The 15,505-nt window shown below is 66.7% G+C and carries 13 protein-coding genes; 4 read left to right on the forward strand and 9 right to left on the reverse strand.

The genetic code is table 11. From position 1 onward, the window contains the following. Positions 1-73: 73 nt before the first annotated feature. The 5 genes from ACFWU2_RS16315 to ACFWU2_RS16335 form a co-directional block, all read right to left on the reverse strand. A complete protein-coding gene (locus ACFWU2_RS16315; protein WP_378607977.1) occupies positions 74-1,438 on the reverse strand; it encodes a cytochrome P450 in 1,365 nt (454 codons plus the stop codon). 68 nt (positions 1,439-1,506) lie between these two features. After that, positions 1,507-2,019, reverse strand: coding sequence for a (2Fe-2S)-binding protein (locus tag ACFWU2_RS16320; RefSeq protein ID WP_378607979.1), 513 nt, complete (start codon positions 2,017-2,019; stop codon positions 1,507-1,509). Continuing rightward, positions 2,012-2,887 (reverse strand): FAD binding domain-containing protein, encoded by an 876-nt coding sequence (locus ACFWU2_RS16325; protein WP_378607981.1) that lies wholly within the window; start codon positions 2,885-2,887, stop codon positions 2,012-2,014. Before ACFWU2_RS16325 ends, ACFWU2_RS16320 begins: the two co-directional genes overlap by 8 nt. Beyond that, complete coding sequence (locus tag ACFWU2_RS16330) at positions 2,884-5,256, reverse strand: xanthine dehydrogenase family protein molybdopterin-binding subunit (protein ID WP_378607983.1); 2,373 nt, start codon at positions 5,254-5,256, stop codon at positions 2,884-2,886. Before ACFWU2_RS16330 ends, ACFWU2_RS16325 begins: the two co-directional genes overlap by 4 nt. 261 nt (positions 5,257-5,517) lie before the next feature. Beyond that, complete coding sequence (locus tag ACFWU2_RS16335; protein ID WP_378607985.1) at positions 5,518-7,215, reverse strand: alkaline phosphatase D family protein; 1,698 nt, start codon at positions 7,213-7,215, stop codon at positions 5,518-5,520. A gap of 164 nt (positions 7,216-7,379) precedes the next feature. On the opposite strand from ACFWU2_RS16335, the gene ACFWU2_RS16340 reads away from it, so the two are divergent. Further along, positions 7,380-7,595, forward strand: a complete 216-nt coding sequence (locus ACFWU2_RS16340; protein WP_378607987.1) for a hypothetical protein — start codon at positions 7,380-7,382, stop codon at positions 7,593-7,595. A 104-nt stretch (positions 7,596-7,699) separates the two neighbouring features. Then, positions 7,700-8,737 carry a beta-ketoacyl-ACP synthase III gene (locus ACFWU2_RS16345; RefSeq protein WP_378607989.1) on the forward strand — a complete coding sequence of 346 codons (1,038 nt, stop codon included), beginning with the start codon at positions 7,700-7,702 and terminating at the stop codon, positions 8,735-8,737. A 33-nt stretch (positions 8,738-8,770) separates the two neighbouring features. Here ACFWU2_RS16345 and ACFWU2_RS16350 read toward each other — a convergent pair whose 3' ends face one another. The 3 genes from ACFWU2_RS16350 to ACFWU2_RS16360 all read right to left on the reverse strand — a co-directional run bounded on the left by ACFWU2_RS16350 (position 8,771) and on the right by ACFWU2_RS16360 (position 10,948). Beyond that, positions 8,771-9,934, reverse strand: coding sequence for a N(5)-(carboxyethyl)ornithine synthase (locus ACFWU2_RS16350; RefSeq protein ID WP_378607991.1), 1,164 nt, complete (start codon positions 9,932-9,934; stop codon positions 8,771-8,773). Between the two features lie 45 nt (positions 9,935-9,979). Next, positions 9,980-10,114 carry a hypothetical protein gene (locus tag ACFWU2_RS16355; protein ID WP_277350493.1) on the reverse strand — a complete coding sequence of 45 codons (135 nt, stop codon included), beginning with the start codon at positions 10,112-10,114 and terminating at the stop codon, positions 9,980-9,982. Between the two features lie 144 nt (positions 10,115-10,258). Then, positions 10,259-10,948, reverse strand: coding sequence for an MBL fold metallo-hydrolase (locus ACFWU2_RS16360; protein ID WP_378607993.1), 690 nt, complete (start codon positions 10,946-10,948; stop codon positions 10,259-10,261). Positions 10,949-11,068: 120 nt separating this feature from the next. Here ACFWU2_RS16360 and uvrA point away from each other — a divergent pair, with 120 nt between their 5' ends. Then, complete coding sequence (gene uvrA / locus ACFWU2_RS16365; RefSeq protein WP_378607995.1) at positions 11,069-13,993, forward strand: excinuclease ABC subunit UvrA; 2,925 nt, start codon at positions 11,069-11,071, stop codon at positions 13,991-13,993. A gap of 65 nt (positions 13,994-14,058) precedes the next feature. Here the strand turns inward: uvrA and ACFWU2_RS16370 are convergent, their stop codons facing one another. Then, positions 14,059-14,424: a DUF1844 domain-containing protein gene (locus tag ACFWU2_RS16370; RefSeq protein ID WP_378607998.1), complete on the reverse strand. Its 366-nt coding sequence runs from the start codon at positions 14,422-14,424 to the stop codon at positions 14,059-14,061. A gap of 384 nt (positions 14,425-14,808) precedes the next feature. On the opposite strand from ACFWU2_RS16370, the gene infC reads away from it, so the two are divergent. After that, the gene (gene infC, locus ACFWU2_RS16375) at positions 14,809-15,465 is read left to right on the forward strand and encodes a translation initiation factor IF-3 (RefSeq protein WP_378608077.1); all 657 of its coding nucleotides are present in this window, start codon (positions 14,809-14,811) and stop codon (positions 15,463-15,465) included. Positions 15,466-15,505: the final 40 nt, after the last annotated feature.

Here is a 15,505-nt window from a genome sequence, read left to right on the forward strand (position 1 = left end):
GCTGATAGCCCGAATACCCGCTGCGTATACGCAACGGGCACAACCCCCGCTATGCCGGGGAGGGTCGTTCGGGTCAGTCGATACGAGCGATGTCGGGCCGGGCGGTGACCGGAGCGGCAAGTTGCTGCTCGTCGCAAATCCGCTGCAGCTTGGCGAGCGTGGCGTCCAGTCCGGGTCCGCGGCGGGGGCCGGGGGTGAAGGATGCGGGCAGATGTCGCATTCCCTGGATCACGCCGATGGTGTCGTAATGCACCGTGCCTTCCGGATCGCACCGGAAGTCCGGCATGCGATCGAGTACCGCCGTGACCATCGACTTGAACACGGTCCGGGCGACGTTGGATCCGACACAACGATGAATCCCGAGTCCGAAACTGAAGTGACGGTTTCCTTTTCGATCCAGAACGATATCGTTCGGGTCGGGGAACACCGTCGAGTCACGGTTGGCCATCGCCCACGACAGCCACAGTCGATCGCCTTCGCGCAGTTCCGTGCTGCCCACCTGGCAGTCTGCGGCAACCGTCCGTCCGTCGCCGGGTGCAGGGGTGAAGAACCGCAGGAACTCTTCGGTGGCCGAATCGAGCAACTGTTCGCGGTCGCGGATGAGCACGTCACGCTGGTCGGGATTCGACGACAGCCACTCGAGGGAGTGGGCCGTGAGGGCCGTCGTCGTATCGAAGCCCCCGCCGATCAGCAGCCCGAGCATGCCGAGCTGTTCGAGGTCGGGCGCCGGCTCGCCGTCGATGCGCAACTCGACGAGCGCGTTGACGAGTCCCGGACGAGGGTTCGCCTTGATGTCGGCCAGATTCGACAGCAGGTCGATGCCCATGGCGCGGTGCATCTCGGCCACCCGCTCGGCGTCCGGGGAATTCTCCGGTGTGTAGACCGACGCGTGCACCGGTTCGCTGTACACGGACCATTTCTCGATCGGGATGCCGAGCATGGCGAGGGTGAGGACGGCGGGCACGATGTTGGCCAGGTCGTCGACGAAGTCGATCCGTCCGGACTCGATCTTCTCGTCGAGTGCGGCGTGGACTGCTTCGTCGATGAACGGTTCCCACCGCTTCACTGCGGCGGGGGACAGGTAAGGGTTGAGGACCTGCCGGTAGAGGCGATGCTCGGGATCGTCCATCTCGAGAATGCCGCCGCGCACCATGACCGCGCGCCGCGCGGTGGGAATGGAAATCCCCTTGTATCCGCGCCGAGTGCCGTGAACATCGTGGTCGTTCGACACGCCGGCACTGCGTGCGAGCTCGAAGACCTCGTCGCTTCCGCTGGCTACCCAGTGCCCGTCATAGGTGTCGGTCCAGGCGAGGGGGCACCGGGCGTGAAGATCCTGGGTGATCTCCTCGAACTGATGCCGGTATTCCGGGGTGTGCCGGTCGAAATGGGCCCGGGGGTGCTTACGGTCCCGGTCGACGGGCGCGTCATCGATGGTCACAACTGTTCCTTCGCGGTACAGGGATATTCGGGCGGGGTCGTGTTCGCTCGGTGTTCTCGTCGTCTGCGTCAGGTGCCGGATGCGGGGACGGTGCCGGCCGCATCGCTGGAGTCGCGGTCGCCGGACGCGGCGCGTACCGCGCGGACGATGCCCTGGTAGCCGGTGCAGCGGCACAGGTTGCCCGAGATCGCTTCCCGGATCTCGTCGTCGGACGGCGACGGGTTTTCGCGCAGGAATGCGGTCGCCGAGACGATGAATCCCGGTGTGCAGAAACCGCACTGGAGTCCGTGCTGGTCCCGGAAGGCTGCCTGGACGGGGGACAATTCCCCGTCGGCGCCGGCAAGGCCCTCGATGGTCGTCAGTTCGGCTCCGTCCGCCTGGACCGCGAAGATCAGGCACGCGCGCACGGCCTCGCCGTCGAACAGGACTGTGCACGCCCCGCACACGCCGTGCTCGCATCCCAGATGTGTGCCGGTCAGGCCGCACCGCTCGCGCAGGTAGTCGGCCAGCGTCAAGCGCGGCGGTATGCGATCGTGACGGAGCGCGCCGTTGATACGGACACGGATGTCGACGTCAGTCATCGAGTGCCTCCTTCACAGCGCGGTTCCACGCGCGAGCTACCATCGCGGACCCGACACGGCGTCGGTACCCGGCCGTGCCGTGACCGTCCGACGGAACCGCGTCGAGAGGTGCGGTCGCGTCGCGGCCGACGTCCTCGGCGGAGATCGTCGATGCACCGCGCCCGATCAGTTCTGTTTCGACCGCTCGCGCGCGGATCGGTGTCGGGCCCATCCCGAAGACCGTGACCGCGCACCGTTCGATCCGCTCGTCCGCATCCACGCGGAGCGCGACCGCGGCACCCGCTACCGCGAAGTCGCCGTTGCGGCGGGTGAATTCTTCGATCGCACAACCGCATCGGCCGCTCCACACCGGGAATGTCACGGCGGTCACCAGTTCGTCCGGTTCCATCGCCGTCGTCCACATTCCCTGGAAGAACTCGGAGGCGGGGATCGTGCGCAGCCCCCGGGGAGAACGCGTTTCGATGTCGGCATCGAGAGTCACGGCCACCGCCGGATACTCCGCTGCCGCGTCGGCGTGCGCGAGGGAACCGCCTATCGTGCCGCGATTGCGGATCTGGAAGTGCCCGATGAGCGGTGTCGCGCGGGAGAGCAGGGGAACGCCTCGGGCGATCACCTCGGACCGGCCGACCGTCGCGTGCGTGGTGGTGGCTCCGATCCGGACGGTGTCGGTCCCGGCGGTGATGTCGGACAGGTCGGTGAGTCGCCGGAGGTCCACGAGGTGCTCGAATACGGCAAGCCGCAGGACGAGCAGCGGCATCAAACTCTGCCCGCCGGCGATGAATTTGGCCTCGTCACCGAGTTCGGCGAGCAGGCCAACCGCCTCGTCAGCCGTCTCCGGTGCGTGATAGTCGAACGCGGCGGGCTTCATTCGTCGTCCTTCGCGGCCGTTCGGGCGTCGTCGATCATCTTCAGAACGGCAGAGGGCGACAGCGGCAACTGCGAGAGTTCGACTCCGAACGGCGCGAGGGCGTCCACCACCGCATTGAGCACCGCGGGGGTCGCGCCGATCGCACCACCCTCGCCCACGCCCTTGAAGTTGCCGGGTCCCGGGCTCGGAGTGTCGATGTGCCCGATCTCGATCGCCGGAATCTCGGACGCCGTCGGCAGCAGGTAGTCCATGAAGGTGGTGGCGACGGGGTTGCCGCTCTCGTCGTAGGCGAGATGCTCGTACAGCGCGCCGCCGATTCCCTGGACGGTGCCCCCGCAGATCTGGCCCTCCACCACGCTCGGATTGATCATCTTGCCGCAGTCCTCGCTCACGATGTAGCGGAGCAGGGTCACCTTGCCGGTCTCGATGTCCACCTCGCAGGTGCACACGTGGGTGGCGTTGGCCCAGATCATCATGTGCGGTGTCCGGTAGCGCCCACTCGCCTCCAGACCCGGCGGAACATCAGGTGGCAGGGCCTCGCCCTGGAAGTAGGCGATATCCGCGATCTCGGCCAGCGACAGTGTCTTGTCCGGTGCGTTCCGCACGGACGCGGTGCTGTCGACGAAGTCGATCTCGTCGGGAGTCGTGTCCAACCGGTGTGCCGCGATCGCCACGATCCGTTCACGCAGGCCCGCGGCGGTCTCGGCAATCGCACCTGCCGTCATCGACCCGGACCTGCTGCCACCGGTCCCGGCCCCGAACGGAGTGACGGCTGTATCGCCCTGGACTGTCCGCACATCCGCCATCGCGACGCCGAGGGCATCCGCCGTCAACTGCACCACGGTCGTCTCGAGGCTGTTGCCTGCGGAGCCACCGGCAACGTAGACGTTCACCTTGCCGGTCGGCTCGATCCGGATGGTGGCGCCCTCGGTGCTGTGGAACGAGGTTCCGCCCGTGGTCGGCTCGACGTAGGTGCACGTGCCGACGCCGAGGTACCGCCCCTCGGCGCGGGCGCGTCGCTGCTCTTCCCGGAAGTCCTCGTAGCCGAGCATTGCCACGGCCTGCTCGAGAGTTTCGAGGGGCGAGATGTGGTCGAGCGGCATGCCGTGCGGGTTGAACGCGGGCAGGTCCTCGCGGCGGATCATGTTGCGACGCCGCAGTTCGACGGGGTCGATGCCGATCCGGCGGGCGGCATGGTCGAGAAGCACTTCGCGCGCGACGGATTCGAACTGCCAGGGACCACGGTAGGCCAGCCGGCCGACGGTATTGGAGTAGTGGAACTTCACGCTGAAGGATGCGTCCGGGACGCGGTAGGGACCCGGGAACAGCATGCCGACCACGACTCCGGCGGTGAGAGGAGAAGGAGTGGGGTAGGCACCCACGTTCTGCACGTGGTCCATTCCCGCCGCAAGGATCCGGCCTTCCGCGTCGAAGGCCATCCGCACGTCTGCGTGCTCATGACGCGCCATACCCGACGACATCAAATTCTCTTGACGGTCCTCGATCCACTTGACCGCCGTGCCGAGCGTGCGTGCCGCGAGCTGGATGCAGATCTCCTCGCGCAGTGGCGCAACCTTCAGTCCGAAACCCCCTCCGGTGTCGCGCGCGATCACCCGGACCCGGTGTTCGTCGATGCCGAGCAGCCGGGCACAGAAGCCGCGCACTTCGTGGGGCGACTGGGTGGAGATCCACACCGTCATCTCGCCTGTCGAGGCCGACCACTCCGCCACCAGCCCGCGGGTTTCCATCGGAACGGGTAGGTAGGCCTGCTGGAAGATCTGCTGCTGCACGGTATGTGCGGCAACCTCGAAGATCGGATCGAGGTCCGATGCCGGACGTCCGGCCATCTCGCCGGCAGAGTTGCCGGCGAACCCGGCGTGCACGAGATGCGGTGACGAGTCCGCGGTGACGTAATCGAGTACCGGTTCGAGCGGTTCGTACTCGACCTCCACGAGTTCGACGGCGTCTTCCGCGACGTACCGGTCGACGGCGATGACGAGGGCCACCGGGTCTCCGACGAACCGCACCTCTTCTTCGGCGAGCGGCGGTCGCGGTACCGGCGGCATGCCGGGCATGTCGAGCGCGTAGGAGATCTGGTGCGCGACGGTGTTCAGTTCGGCGGCGGTGTATACCGCGAAGACGCCCTCGAGCTGCAGTGCCGCAGAGGTATCGATGGTGCCTATTCGCGCGCGGGGCAACGGACTTCGCACAAAGCAGGCGTGCACCATCCCGGGCCGTGTCACGTCGTCGACGAACGTGCCGGCGCCTGTGACCAAGCGGAGATCCTCGATGCGCGGCACCGAGGTGCCGACGACACCTCGCGCCACGGCGTCTTCGCGGACGGCCGGGGGAGCCTGCGTGCGGGTCACCGGAGTGCTCGTCGCAGAGGGCGGTTCGGTATGCGGGAAAACGACGGCGGGAGTGTCATGCGGCAGGTTCTCCGTTCACCTGGACTGTCCGTCAGGCGTCCGCTGAAGGCTTGTGCCCCAACAGGTTCGAGAATGAAAGCGCAAACACGTGCGGGTTCGGCACGTGCGGAATGTCTAACATCGCCGACGGTACGATGTCAACAAGATATGTCGTCGACGATTATGTGGTTGCGATTTCGCGAGAATTACATTTACGTGTGGTCAGGTCTCCGCGCGGTCCGGACGATGCACCCGCGGCGCGTCCGCAGCCGCGTCGTCCCGCGACAGGACCAGGTCGGTGACGCACTCGAAGTGCGGGGCCGCGCCACCACGGCTCGTGGTTCGCTCGATCGACAGTCGCGCCGCTCGGCCGTGCAACCGGAGCGTCGCGATCTGGTTCCCGAACGTCGGCCCGGCGATCCGATCCCACTCCACGGGCGACCGGGGAATCGGAGTGACAAGCCGGAGCACCCCGCGTACCGACCGTTCCGCCACGCGACTCCACGCCGCCCGGAACCCGGCCCGAACCGCGGCCGGGACCCGATTGTGGAGCGGTGAACACGTCAACTGATAGACCTGCGAGTCGGTCGGGAAGGTGAACCGTGCGCTCGCGGCATAGGCGTGGTGGACATCGCCCGACAGCACACAGATCGTCGCCGGCGGGGTGCCGGCCGCGTCGGTCCGGTCTCCGCGGGCGACCGCGCCGAAGAGTCGTGCGAGACGGTCGAACGAATCGTGGAACGCCGCCCAATGCTCGAGGTCCGCGCCGCGGCGCAGACTCTCCGCCCAGCGTGCGAGTCGCGGACCCCGCGTACCGGACGCCAACTGCTCGTCCCAGGCCTCCGCATCGTGCAGCGCGCGGGGCAGCAGCCAGGGCAGTGACGTTCCGACGAGGAGATGGTCGTAGTCGCCCATCGTCTGGTCTTCGATCCAGTCGAACTCCGGATCGGACACCATCTCACGCCGATCCGAGGTGAGGACCCGCCCGCACCGTGAATCGATCACGAGAAGACGCACCGACCCGAAATCCCGGCGATAGGACCACTGCATACCGCGCGCGCCGTCGGCCTCCTCGTCGGCTTCCGACGCGAACTCGCGCAGCAGGGCGGTCGCGTCTTCGGCGGCCACGCGGACCTCGGCGTACAACTCGTTCCGGCGCAGTTCCGCGGGCGAGAGGTTTCCGAGGTGCTGGTAGATCCAGTACGACATGAGCGCGCCGACGATCCGCTCCTCCCACCAGTTGCTCGCCTCGAAGTCGGCGCGCCAGGATTGCGAGGTGTTCCAGTCGTCGTGCACGTCGTGGTCGTCGAAGATCATCGAGGTCGGCACGGTCGACAGCAGCCACCGCACCTCCGGGTCCGACCACGCCTGGGCATAGAGCCAGGTGTATTCCTCGAAGTCCCGCACCTGGGCGCCGGGCGGTTCGTCGAGGTCGTGCCGCTCGCCGACGCGTCGCAGGATTTCCGGGGACAGTTCGTCGGCATAGACCTGGTCGCCCAGCAGCATCAACGCGTCTGGCCACAATTCGCGCGGTTGGGTCCTCATACGCTGCGCATACACGACGAGAGCATCCGCGCCGAGCGACTCGTCGGCCCCGCCGTCGCTCCCGGTGGTGGCGACCCGGCACGACCCGAATGCGAGATCGAACCGGGCGTCGTCGCTCAGGGACCGGATGACAGAGGCGTCGGCGTTCTCGAGCGGCCAGACGTCGGTGTCGTCCAGTCTTACGCGGTACGGAGTGGTGGAACCCGGTTCCAGACCGTCTATCACCACGAGGGCGTAATGGTGTCCCGCGACGGACCACGTCCGTTCGGAACGACCGAGTATCTCGACGGTGCACGGAGCAGACGTCTCCACCCACACCGTGGCGTCCGTGGATCCGACGTGCCTGAGGACGGGGCCGAGCAGAAGTGCCGCCATGGTTCACCGTGCCGGAGTTCGCAGGAGCGAGGCCTGATGCGACCGAATCGTACCGGCTCGGCCGATCGATCCCCGCGAAACGAGCGCGGGAAAACGCAATCGGGAGGACTCTGGTCATGCCGGACTGCTCGGCCCGGCAGAGCGTGTAACGAGGGGAGCCCGGCGTGGACGACAGCCAGGACGATAGTGATTGGAACAACCTCGATGACGACGCGAAGCGGCAGGCGCAGGAAGAAGCCGAGAAGGTTCGCATGATGTACGAACCCGGTGTCCGGCGCACCGCCGTCGTTCCGGGTACCGACGGAATGGTCTCCGGTACTGCGTTCGCCGAGCCCGACGAAGAACAGCGGGAGGACGAATCGGAAGCGGACCGGCAGTAGAGCGGTCGGCCGTCCTGTCCGGCGTCCAGTCGTACGCGCGGGGGCGTTGTGGCGATGACATGGAAGTGCACCCGAACGGGCCGCGGTAGGGGCAAGATGTGCCAATGCCCGCACACATCACCACCGCACCGCCGACAGTTCACACCGCCCTCCTCGGTCTGGGGGTGTACCGGCCTCGCCGCGTCGTTCCCAACGCAGAGATCGTCGAGCGCATCGACTCCACCGACGAATGGATCAGGACCCGCTCCGGCATCACCGCCCGCCGCTGGGCCGAACCCGACGAAACGATCGTCTCGATGAGCACGGCCGCTGCCCGCGACGCGCTGTCCGCAGCGGGCATGGATGTCGATCAGATCGATGCCGTCGTACTGGCCACGTCGTCGCAGATGGTGCTGGGACCGTCCGCGGGGGCCGTGGTGGCCACCGAACTGGGCATGCAGAACACCGCCGCCTACGACGTATCCGCGGGCTGCGCCGGGTTCTGCTACGCGCTCGGAAACGCGGCGAGTCTCGTCCGCGCCGGCCAGGCCCGCAACGTCCTGGTCATCGGCGTGGAGCGACTGTCCGACCTGCTCGACCCCACCGACCGCACGTGCGCGTTCATCTTCGCCGACGGAGCCGGGGCCGCAATCGTCGGCCCGGCTGAGGAGGAGGGGATCGGGCCGGTCGCCTGGGGCTCGGACGGCAGCCAAACCGACGCCATCAAGCAGGACAAGGATTTCCAGCAGTATTTCGGCGAGGTCGACGCCGCACTGGCCGGCGGTCCGACGCCGGTACGCCCGTACATCCGGATGAACGGCGCGGCCGTTTTCCGCTGGGCCGTGACGTTCCTCGAGACGGCGTGCAAAGACGCCCTGGCGAAATCCGGCGTCACGGTCGACGACCTCGATGCCTTCGTGCCGCACCAGGCCAACAGCCGCATCACGGACGCCCTGATCCGGACCTTGGGACTACCCGACGGCGTGGCGGTCGCTCGCGACATCGCGGAAACGGGCAACACCAGCGCGGCATCGATTCCGATGGCCATGGAAGAGTTGTTGCGATCCGGCGCGTCCAAGCCCGGTGACACGGCCCTGCTGCTCGGGTTCGGCGCCGGGCTTTCGTATGCCGGGCAGGTCGTCCGGATGCCTGCAATCGTGTAACCGCGACCGGCGGGTGCCGGTCGCGGGCACCCGTCATCGCGCGGTCGGGTCCACCGTCTCCGCGAGCATCTCGTGCGGGTAGTCGGCTGCGCGGTGCTGGAACGCGGTGATACTCGGATTCCGGATCACTCCGTCGCGAATCTCGATCGCGCGGGCGATGACCTGGTCGCCCGCCCAGGCATCCGGGCCGGAGAGGACCGTCCGCACGTGGGGGAGCAGCGCTGCGCTGATTTCCCACGTCGCGGAGTTCCACAGGTACGACGGACTGTGATCCACGGCGTAGTAGTGGATGTTGTTGCCGACCACGAAGCTCGGCTCGGTAAACGAGGTGGGACGCGCCCAGCTGAACCCCATACCGGCGTCGCACGACACGTCGACGATCAGGCTGCCGGAGGCAAAGGCCGCCAGATCCTCCTCGATCAGGAAGGTCAGCGGATCGTTGGGATCTTGAAGCACGCAGTTGACGACGATGTCGTTTTCCGCGAGGTACGGCGCGAGAGGCACCCGTCCCTCGTCGGTGAGCACGAAGCTGCGATGCGGGTCGGTGGCGTCGTGTTCGAACCGAATGATGCGCGCCGAGTGGATAGGCGATCCGACGGCCGCCACGTCACGGTTGGTGAGCACCCGGACATCGTCGATGCCGTGTGCGTTCAAGGCTGTGACCGCGCCCCGGGCCGTTGCCCCGAACCCGATGACGACGGCGCGCAGACGACGGCCGTAATCACCGGTGCACCCGATGATCTGCAGGCCGTGGATCACCGAGCAGTAACCGGCAAGTTCGTTGTTCTTGTGGAACACGTGCAGCCCGAAGCTTCCGTCGCTGCGCCAGTGGTTCATCGCTTCGAAGGCGATCAGCGTCAGCCGCCGGTCGATGGCCTGCTGCGTCACTTCGCTGTCCTGGACGCAGTGCGGCCAGCCCCACACCGTCTGGCCCTCCCGGAACTCCGCGAGATCGCTCGCCTGAAGCTTGGGCAGAGCGATCACGTCGCACTCGGCGATCAACTGCTCCCGGGAGCGAAAACCCGCGACGAAGGGCTCCAGATCGGTATCGGACACACCGAACGGCGCGCCGTAGCCGGGCTCCAGATAGATGTGGGCACGCACATCTTCGTCGATCCGGGAAAAGTGGTGCGGATGGATCGGCAGACGCCGCTCGTTTTTCTTCCGAGAGTGCGCCAGGACACCGAGATCAAGCATATGTAGTTGTGCTCCTGCGGGATTGGTGATGAGGGGAGAGTTGTGTCAGCGCTTCTTGACGTGCGCGACGATCTCGGGATCGGCCTGGGAGTTCGCGCCCGACTTCTTGTCGGCCCGCTTTTCCTTCAGCGACTTGCCGGACTTCTTGGACATGGAACTGCGAGGCGATTTGTCGGCCATGCTGCCACCCTCAATTGAGGACCTGAGCGGTCCTGATGGCCTGACACTACGGGATCGCCGGCCCGGAACCCCGCTCCGGCTCGAATGCGGGGCGCCGAACGGCCGGCGGTGAGGCTCCGGTCGATGACCTGCGACTCGCGTCCGTCACCAGCCGCGTTCGCGCCACTCGCCGAGGTGCGGACGCTCCGCGCCTAGGGTCGAGTCCTTGCCGTGCCCGGGGTAGAACGCCGTGTCGTCGCCGAAGCGGTCGAAGATCTTCGCTTCCACGTCGTCCATCAGCGAACGGAAAGCGTCGTCGTCCGGGGTCTTGCCGACGCCGCCCGGGAACAGGGAGTCGCCGGTGAAGATGTGGTGCTTGCCGGTGCCCTGTTCGGTGAGAACCAGCGCGACCGACCCCGGTGTGTGCCCTGCGAGGTGAATCACCTCGAGATCCAGGTCACCCACCCGAATCGACTCTCCCTCGGAGAGAATCCGGTCGGGTACGACCGGCAACGGTCCGGCGTCGAGCGCGTGCGCGGCGGTGGGGACACCCGTCTCCGCAGCGACCTTCTCGAGGCCCTGCCAGTGATCCCAGTGCTGATGGGTCGTGACGATGAGTTCGAGATGCGGGGCATTGTCGCGCAGGAACTGCACCAGTGTGTCGGGTTCGTTTGCGGCATCGATGAATACGGATTTGCCGGTCGCGGTGTCGGTGACGAGGTAGGTGTTGTTGTTCATCGGGCCGACGGCGAGTTTGACGATCTCCGCGCCGGGCACCGCGCGTCGCTGGGCGGGACCCCCCGGGGTGACGTCGCCGGTGTAGGTGTCCTCGATGATCACGGGCTGCTGCGTCATACCCGCAAACCTACCGTCGCCACGCGCGGGACGGGACGAAGCGCGCCCGGCTTCTGTCGGTACCCGCGCCTACCATGGATCAAGGCCGAACCTCGGCCGTGTCTACAGGAAGGATATGGCGTGGCGGACCGCCTGATCGTGCGTGGAGCACGGGAACACAACCTGCGGGGAGTAGACCTGGACCTACCGCGCGACAGCCTCATCGTGTTCACCGGCCTGTCGGGATCGGGCAAGTCGAGCCTCGCGTTCGACACCATTTTCGCGGAGGGCCAGCGGCGCTACGTCGAATCGTTGTCGGCATACGCCCGGCAGTTCCTCGGACAGATGGACAAGCCCGACGTCGACTTCATCGAGGGCTTGTCGCCGGCAGTCTCCATCGACCAGAAGTCCACCAACCGCAATCCTCGATCCACGGTCGGCACGATCACCGAGGTGTACGACTACCTCCGTCTGCTGTACGCCCGCGCGGGCACTCCGCACTGCCCGGTGTGTGGCGAGGAGATCTCCCGGCAGACGCCGCAGCAGATCGTCGATCAGGTCCTCGACATGGAGGAGGGCGCGCGATTCCAGATCCTCGCGCCGGTCGTCCGTACCCGCAAGGGCGAGTTCGTGGACCTGTTCGAGCAGCTCACCGTGCAGGGTTACTCCCGCGTCCGGGTCGACGGCGTGGTGTATCCGCTGTCGGATCCGCCGAAGCTCAAGAAGCAGGAGAAGCACGACATCGAGGTCGTGGTCGATCGGTTGGCTGTGAAGCCGAGCGCCAAGCAGCGCCTGACCGATTCGATCGAGACCGCGTTGCGCCTGGCAGAAGGCGTGGTCGTCCTCGACTTCGTCGACCGCGACGAGAACGCGCCGGATCGTGAGCGCCGGTTCTCGGAGTCGCTGGCGTGCCCCAACGGACACCCCCTGGCGATCGACGATCTCGAGCCGCGCTCGTTCTCCTTCAACTCGCCCTACGGCGCGTGCCCGGAGTGCGCGGGCCTCGGTGTCCGGAAGGAAGTCGACGTCGATCTCGTCGTGCCCGACCCGGACGTCAGCCTGGCAGAAGGTGCGATCGCGCCCTGGTCGATGGGCCAGAGTGCGGAATACTTCACGCGCCTGCTCACCGGTTTGGCCGACGTCATGGGCTTCGACATCAATACTCCGTGGAAGAAACTGCCCGCGAAGGTTCGCAAGGCGGTCCTCGAGGGCAGCACCGACCAGGTGCACGTGCGGTACAAGAACCGGTACGGCCGCGTCCGTTCGTACTACGCCGAGTTCGAAGGTGTGATGCCGTTCCTGCATCGTCGCCTCGAGCAAACCGAGTCCGATCAGATGAAGGAACGCTACGACGGGTACATGCGGGAAATCCCTTGCCCCGCATGTAAAGGCGCCCGGTTGCGGCCCGAGATCCTCTCGGTCACCATTACCGCCGGCAACCACGACCGCAGGTCGATCGCAGAGGTGTGCGACCTGTCGATCGCCGAGTGCGCCGAGTTCCTCGACACCCTCACCCTGGGTAGCCGCGAGGCGGCCATCGCAGGCCAGGTGCTCAAGGAGGTGCAAGCGCGGCTCGGGTTCCTCCTCGACGTGGGCCTCGACTACCTCTCGCTCTCCCGCGCCGCCGCGACCCTCTCGGGTGGGGAGGCGCAGCGCATCCGGCTGGCCACCCAGATCGGCTCCGGCCTCGTCGGTGTCCTGTACGTGCTCGATGAACCGTCCATCGGCCTGCATCAGCGCGACAACCGGCGGCTCATCGACACCCTCACGCGGCTACGCGATCTCGGGAACACGCTTATCGTCGTCGAGCACGACGAGGACACCGTCCGTGCGTCCGACTGGGTCGTCGACATCGGTCCGCGCGCGGGCGAACACGGTGGCCGGGTGGTGCACAGCGGCACCTACAAGGAGTTGCTCGACAACCCCGAGTCGCTGACCGGCGCGTACCTGTCCGGCCGTGAAGCCATCGAGATCCCGGCGATCCGTCGTCCCGTCGACCCGAAGCGGCAGATCACCGTCGTGGGAGCGCGCGAGAACAATTTGCACGGGATCGATGTGTCGTTCCCGCTCGGCGTGCTCACGTGCGTGACCGGCGTATCCGGTTCGGGTAAATCCACGCTGGTCAACGACATTCTCGCGACGGTGATGGCCAACAAGCTCAACGGGGCGCGCCAGGTACCCGGCCGGCACACCCGCATCAACGGCCTCGACCAGCTCGACAAGCTCGTGCGCGTCGACCAGTCTCCGATCGGTCGCACGCCGCGGTCCAACCCCGCGACCTACACCGGGGTGTTCGACAAGATCCGCACGCTGTTCGCGGCCACCACCGAGGCGAAGGTGCGCGGGTACCAGCCGGGACGCTTCTCCTTCAACGTCAAGGGCGGACGCTGCGAGGCGTGCTCCGGTGACGGCACGCTGAAGATCGAGATGAACTTCCTGCCCGACGTCTATGTGCCGTGCGAGGTGTGCCACGGCGCGCGGTACAACCGCGAAACCCTCGAGGTGCACTACAAGGGCAAGACGATCGCCGAGGTCCTCGACATGTCGATCGAGGAGGCGGCCGAGTTCTTCCAACCGGTCACCTCCATCCACCGGTATCTCAAGACGCTCACCGAGGTGGGGCTGGGATACGTGCGGCTCGGCCAGCCGGCGACCACGCTGTCCGGTGGTGAGGCGCAGCGCGTCAAGCTCGCGGCCGAACTGCAGAAGCGGTCCAACGGACGCACCGCGTACATCCTCGACGAGCCCACCACGGGTCTGCACTTCGAAGACATCCGCAAATTGCTCGGCGTCATCAACGGGCTTGTCGACAAGGGCAACACCGTCATCGTCATCGAGCACAACCTCGACGTCATCAAGACAGCCGACTGGGTGATCGACATGGGACCCGAAGGCGGAGCCGGGGGCGGCACCGTCGTCGGCCAGGGCACGCCCGAGGACATTGCCGAGGTGGAAGCGAGCTACACCGGGCGATTCCTCGCCGAGGCGCTCGCGCCTGTACCGCCCGCGCCCAAGAAGGCTCCGGCCCGGAAGCGGGCCGCGAAGAAGAAGGTCGCGGCGAAGTAGTCACGCAGGAACACCCGGGAGCGGCGCCGAGCGCCGTGTCCCGGGTGTCTTGCTGTGGGGTCGGATCAGTAGACGGGGCCGGTGTACTTTTCGCCGGGACCGAATCCGGGCTCGTCGGGAGTCGACGATGCCTCCCGGAACGCGCGCTGCAGTGCTTGCAGGCCCTCGCGGATCGGTCCGGCGTGCGGTCCGAGGTATTCCACGGAAGCGGTGACGAGGCCGGCCAGCGCGGTGATCACACGTCGCGCCTCGTCGAGATCGAGGTGGCTGCTCTGCTGGGGGTCGGCGTCGCCGAGGCCCAGCTTCTCGGCGGCCGAACTCATCAGCATCACGGCAGCGCGGCTGATCACCTCGACGGCCGGGATCTCGGCGAGTTCGCGCACGTCGTCCGGCGCTACGTTCGGGTCCTTGGGATCGGGTGCCTCGGTCATGCATCGAGGATCCCACTGCGCCCGGAAGCGACGCAGTTCGGGTGGTCGCTCGCGGGCCGATTCGATGCCGACGTGCATCTTTGCTAGACTTGTCCTCACGACCGCCCGTGCATACCAGCATGGGCAGCAAAGTGGAGTCCGACTCCCACCTCTGGCGGCACAATAGATGCAGTTCAGTGGTCCGGTCTTCCCGGTGCTCGCACCGTGGATGCCGCATCCTCCGGGATGCTGGGGCGTATGTGCAGTGCAACTGCCGTTCGTCGACCGGTCGGTATCGGACCCCGCGTGGAGCCTCGGCACCACAGCGGGGTCTTTTCGTCGAGGAACTCGGGCCACCTGCTGCGGTGCGGTCACACCGACCCACCGTTCTACCTAGGAGGCCACATCAGCGCTGAGACCCGCATCAACGAACGCATCCGAGTTCCCGAGGTCCGTCTCGTCGGACCTGGCGGAGAACAGGTCGGCATCGTGCGTGTTGAAGATGCACTCCGCCTGGCCATCGAAGCCGATCTCGACCTCGTCGAGGTGGCGCCCGACGCTCGGCCGCCGGTCTGCAAGATCATGGATTACGGCAAGTTCAAGTACGAGAACGCGCAGAAGGCGCGCGAATCGCGCAAGAACCAGCAGATGACCGTGATCAAGGAGCAGAAGCTCCGGCCCAAGATCGACGATCACGACTACGAGACCAAGAAGCGCAACGTCGTTCGCTTCCTCGAAGCCGGGTCCAAGGTCAAGGTCACCATCATGTTCCGTGGCCGTGAGCAGTCGCGTCCCGAACTCGGGTACCGGTTGCTGCAGCGTCTGGGTGCGGATGTCGCCGAACTCGGCTTCATCGAGACCTCCGCGAAGCAGGACGGCCGCAACATGACCATGGTGCTGGCCCCGCACAAGGGCGCGAAGACCCGCGCGAAGGCGCAGGAAGCCGCCCATGCTGCACCGGTCAACACCGCGCAGCCCTCGAGCACCGCGCAGGCGACGCAGGCATCTACCCCTGCGACCCCGCCGCCGGCGCCGCAGCAGGGCGACGCCCCAAGCAGCTAGCCGCTCGAACCAGCACACCCGGTGCTGCGTGCGAGCACCG

Origin of the sequence: Rhodococcus sp. NPDC058639, assembly GCF_042717545.1 — a bacterium.
Taxonomy (GTDB): Bacteria; Actinomycetota; Actinomycetes; order Mycobacteriales; family Mycobacteriaceae; genus Rhodococcus.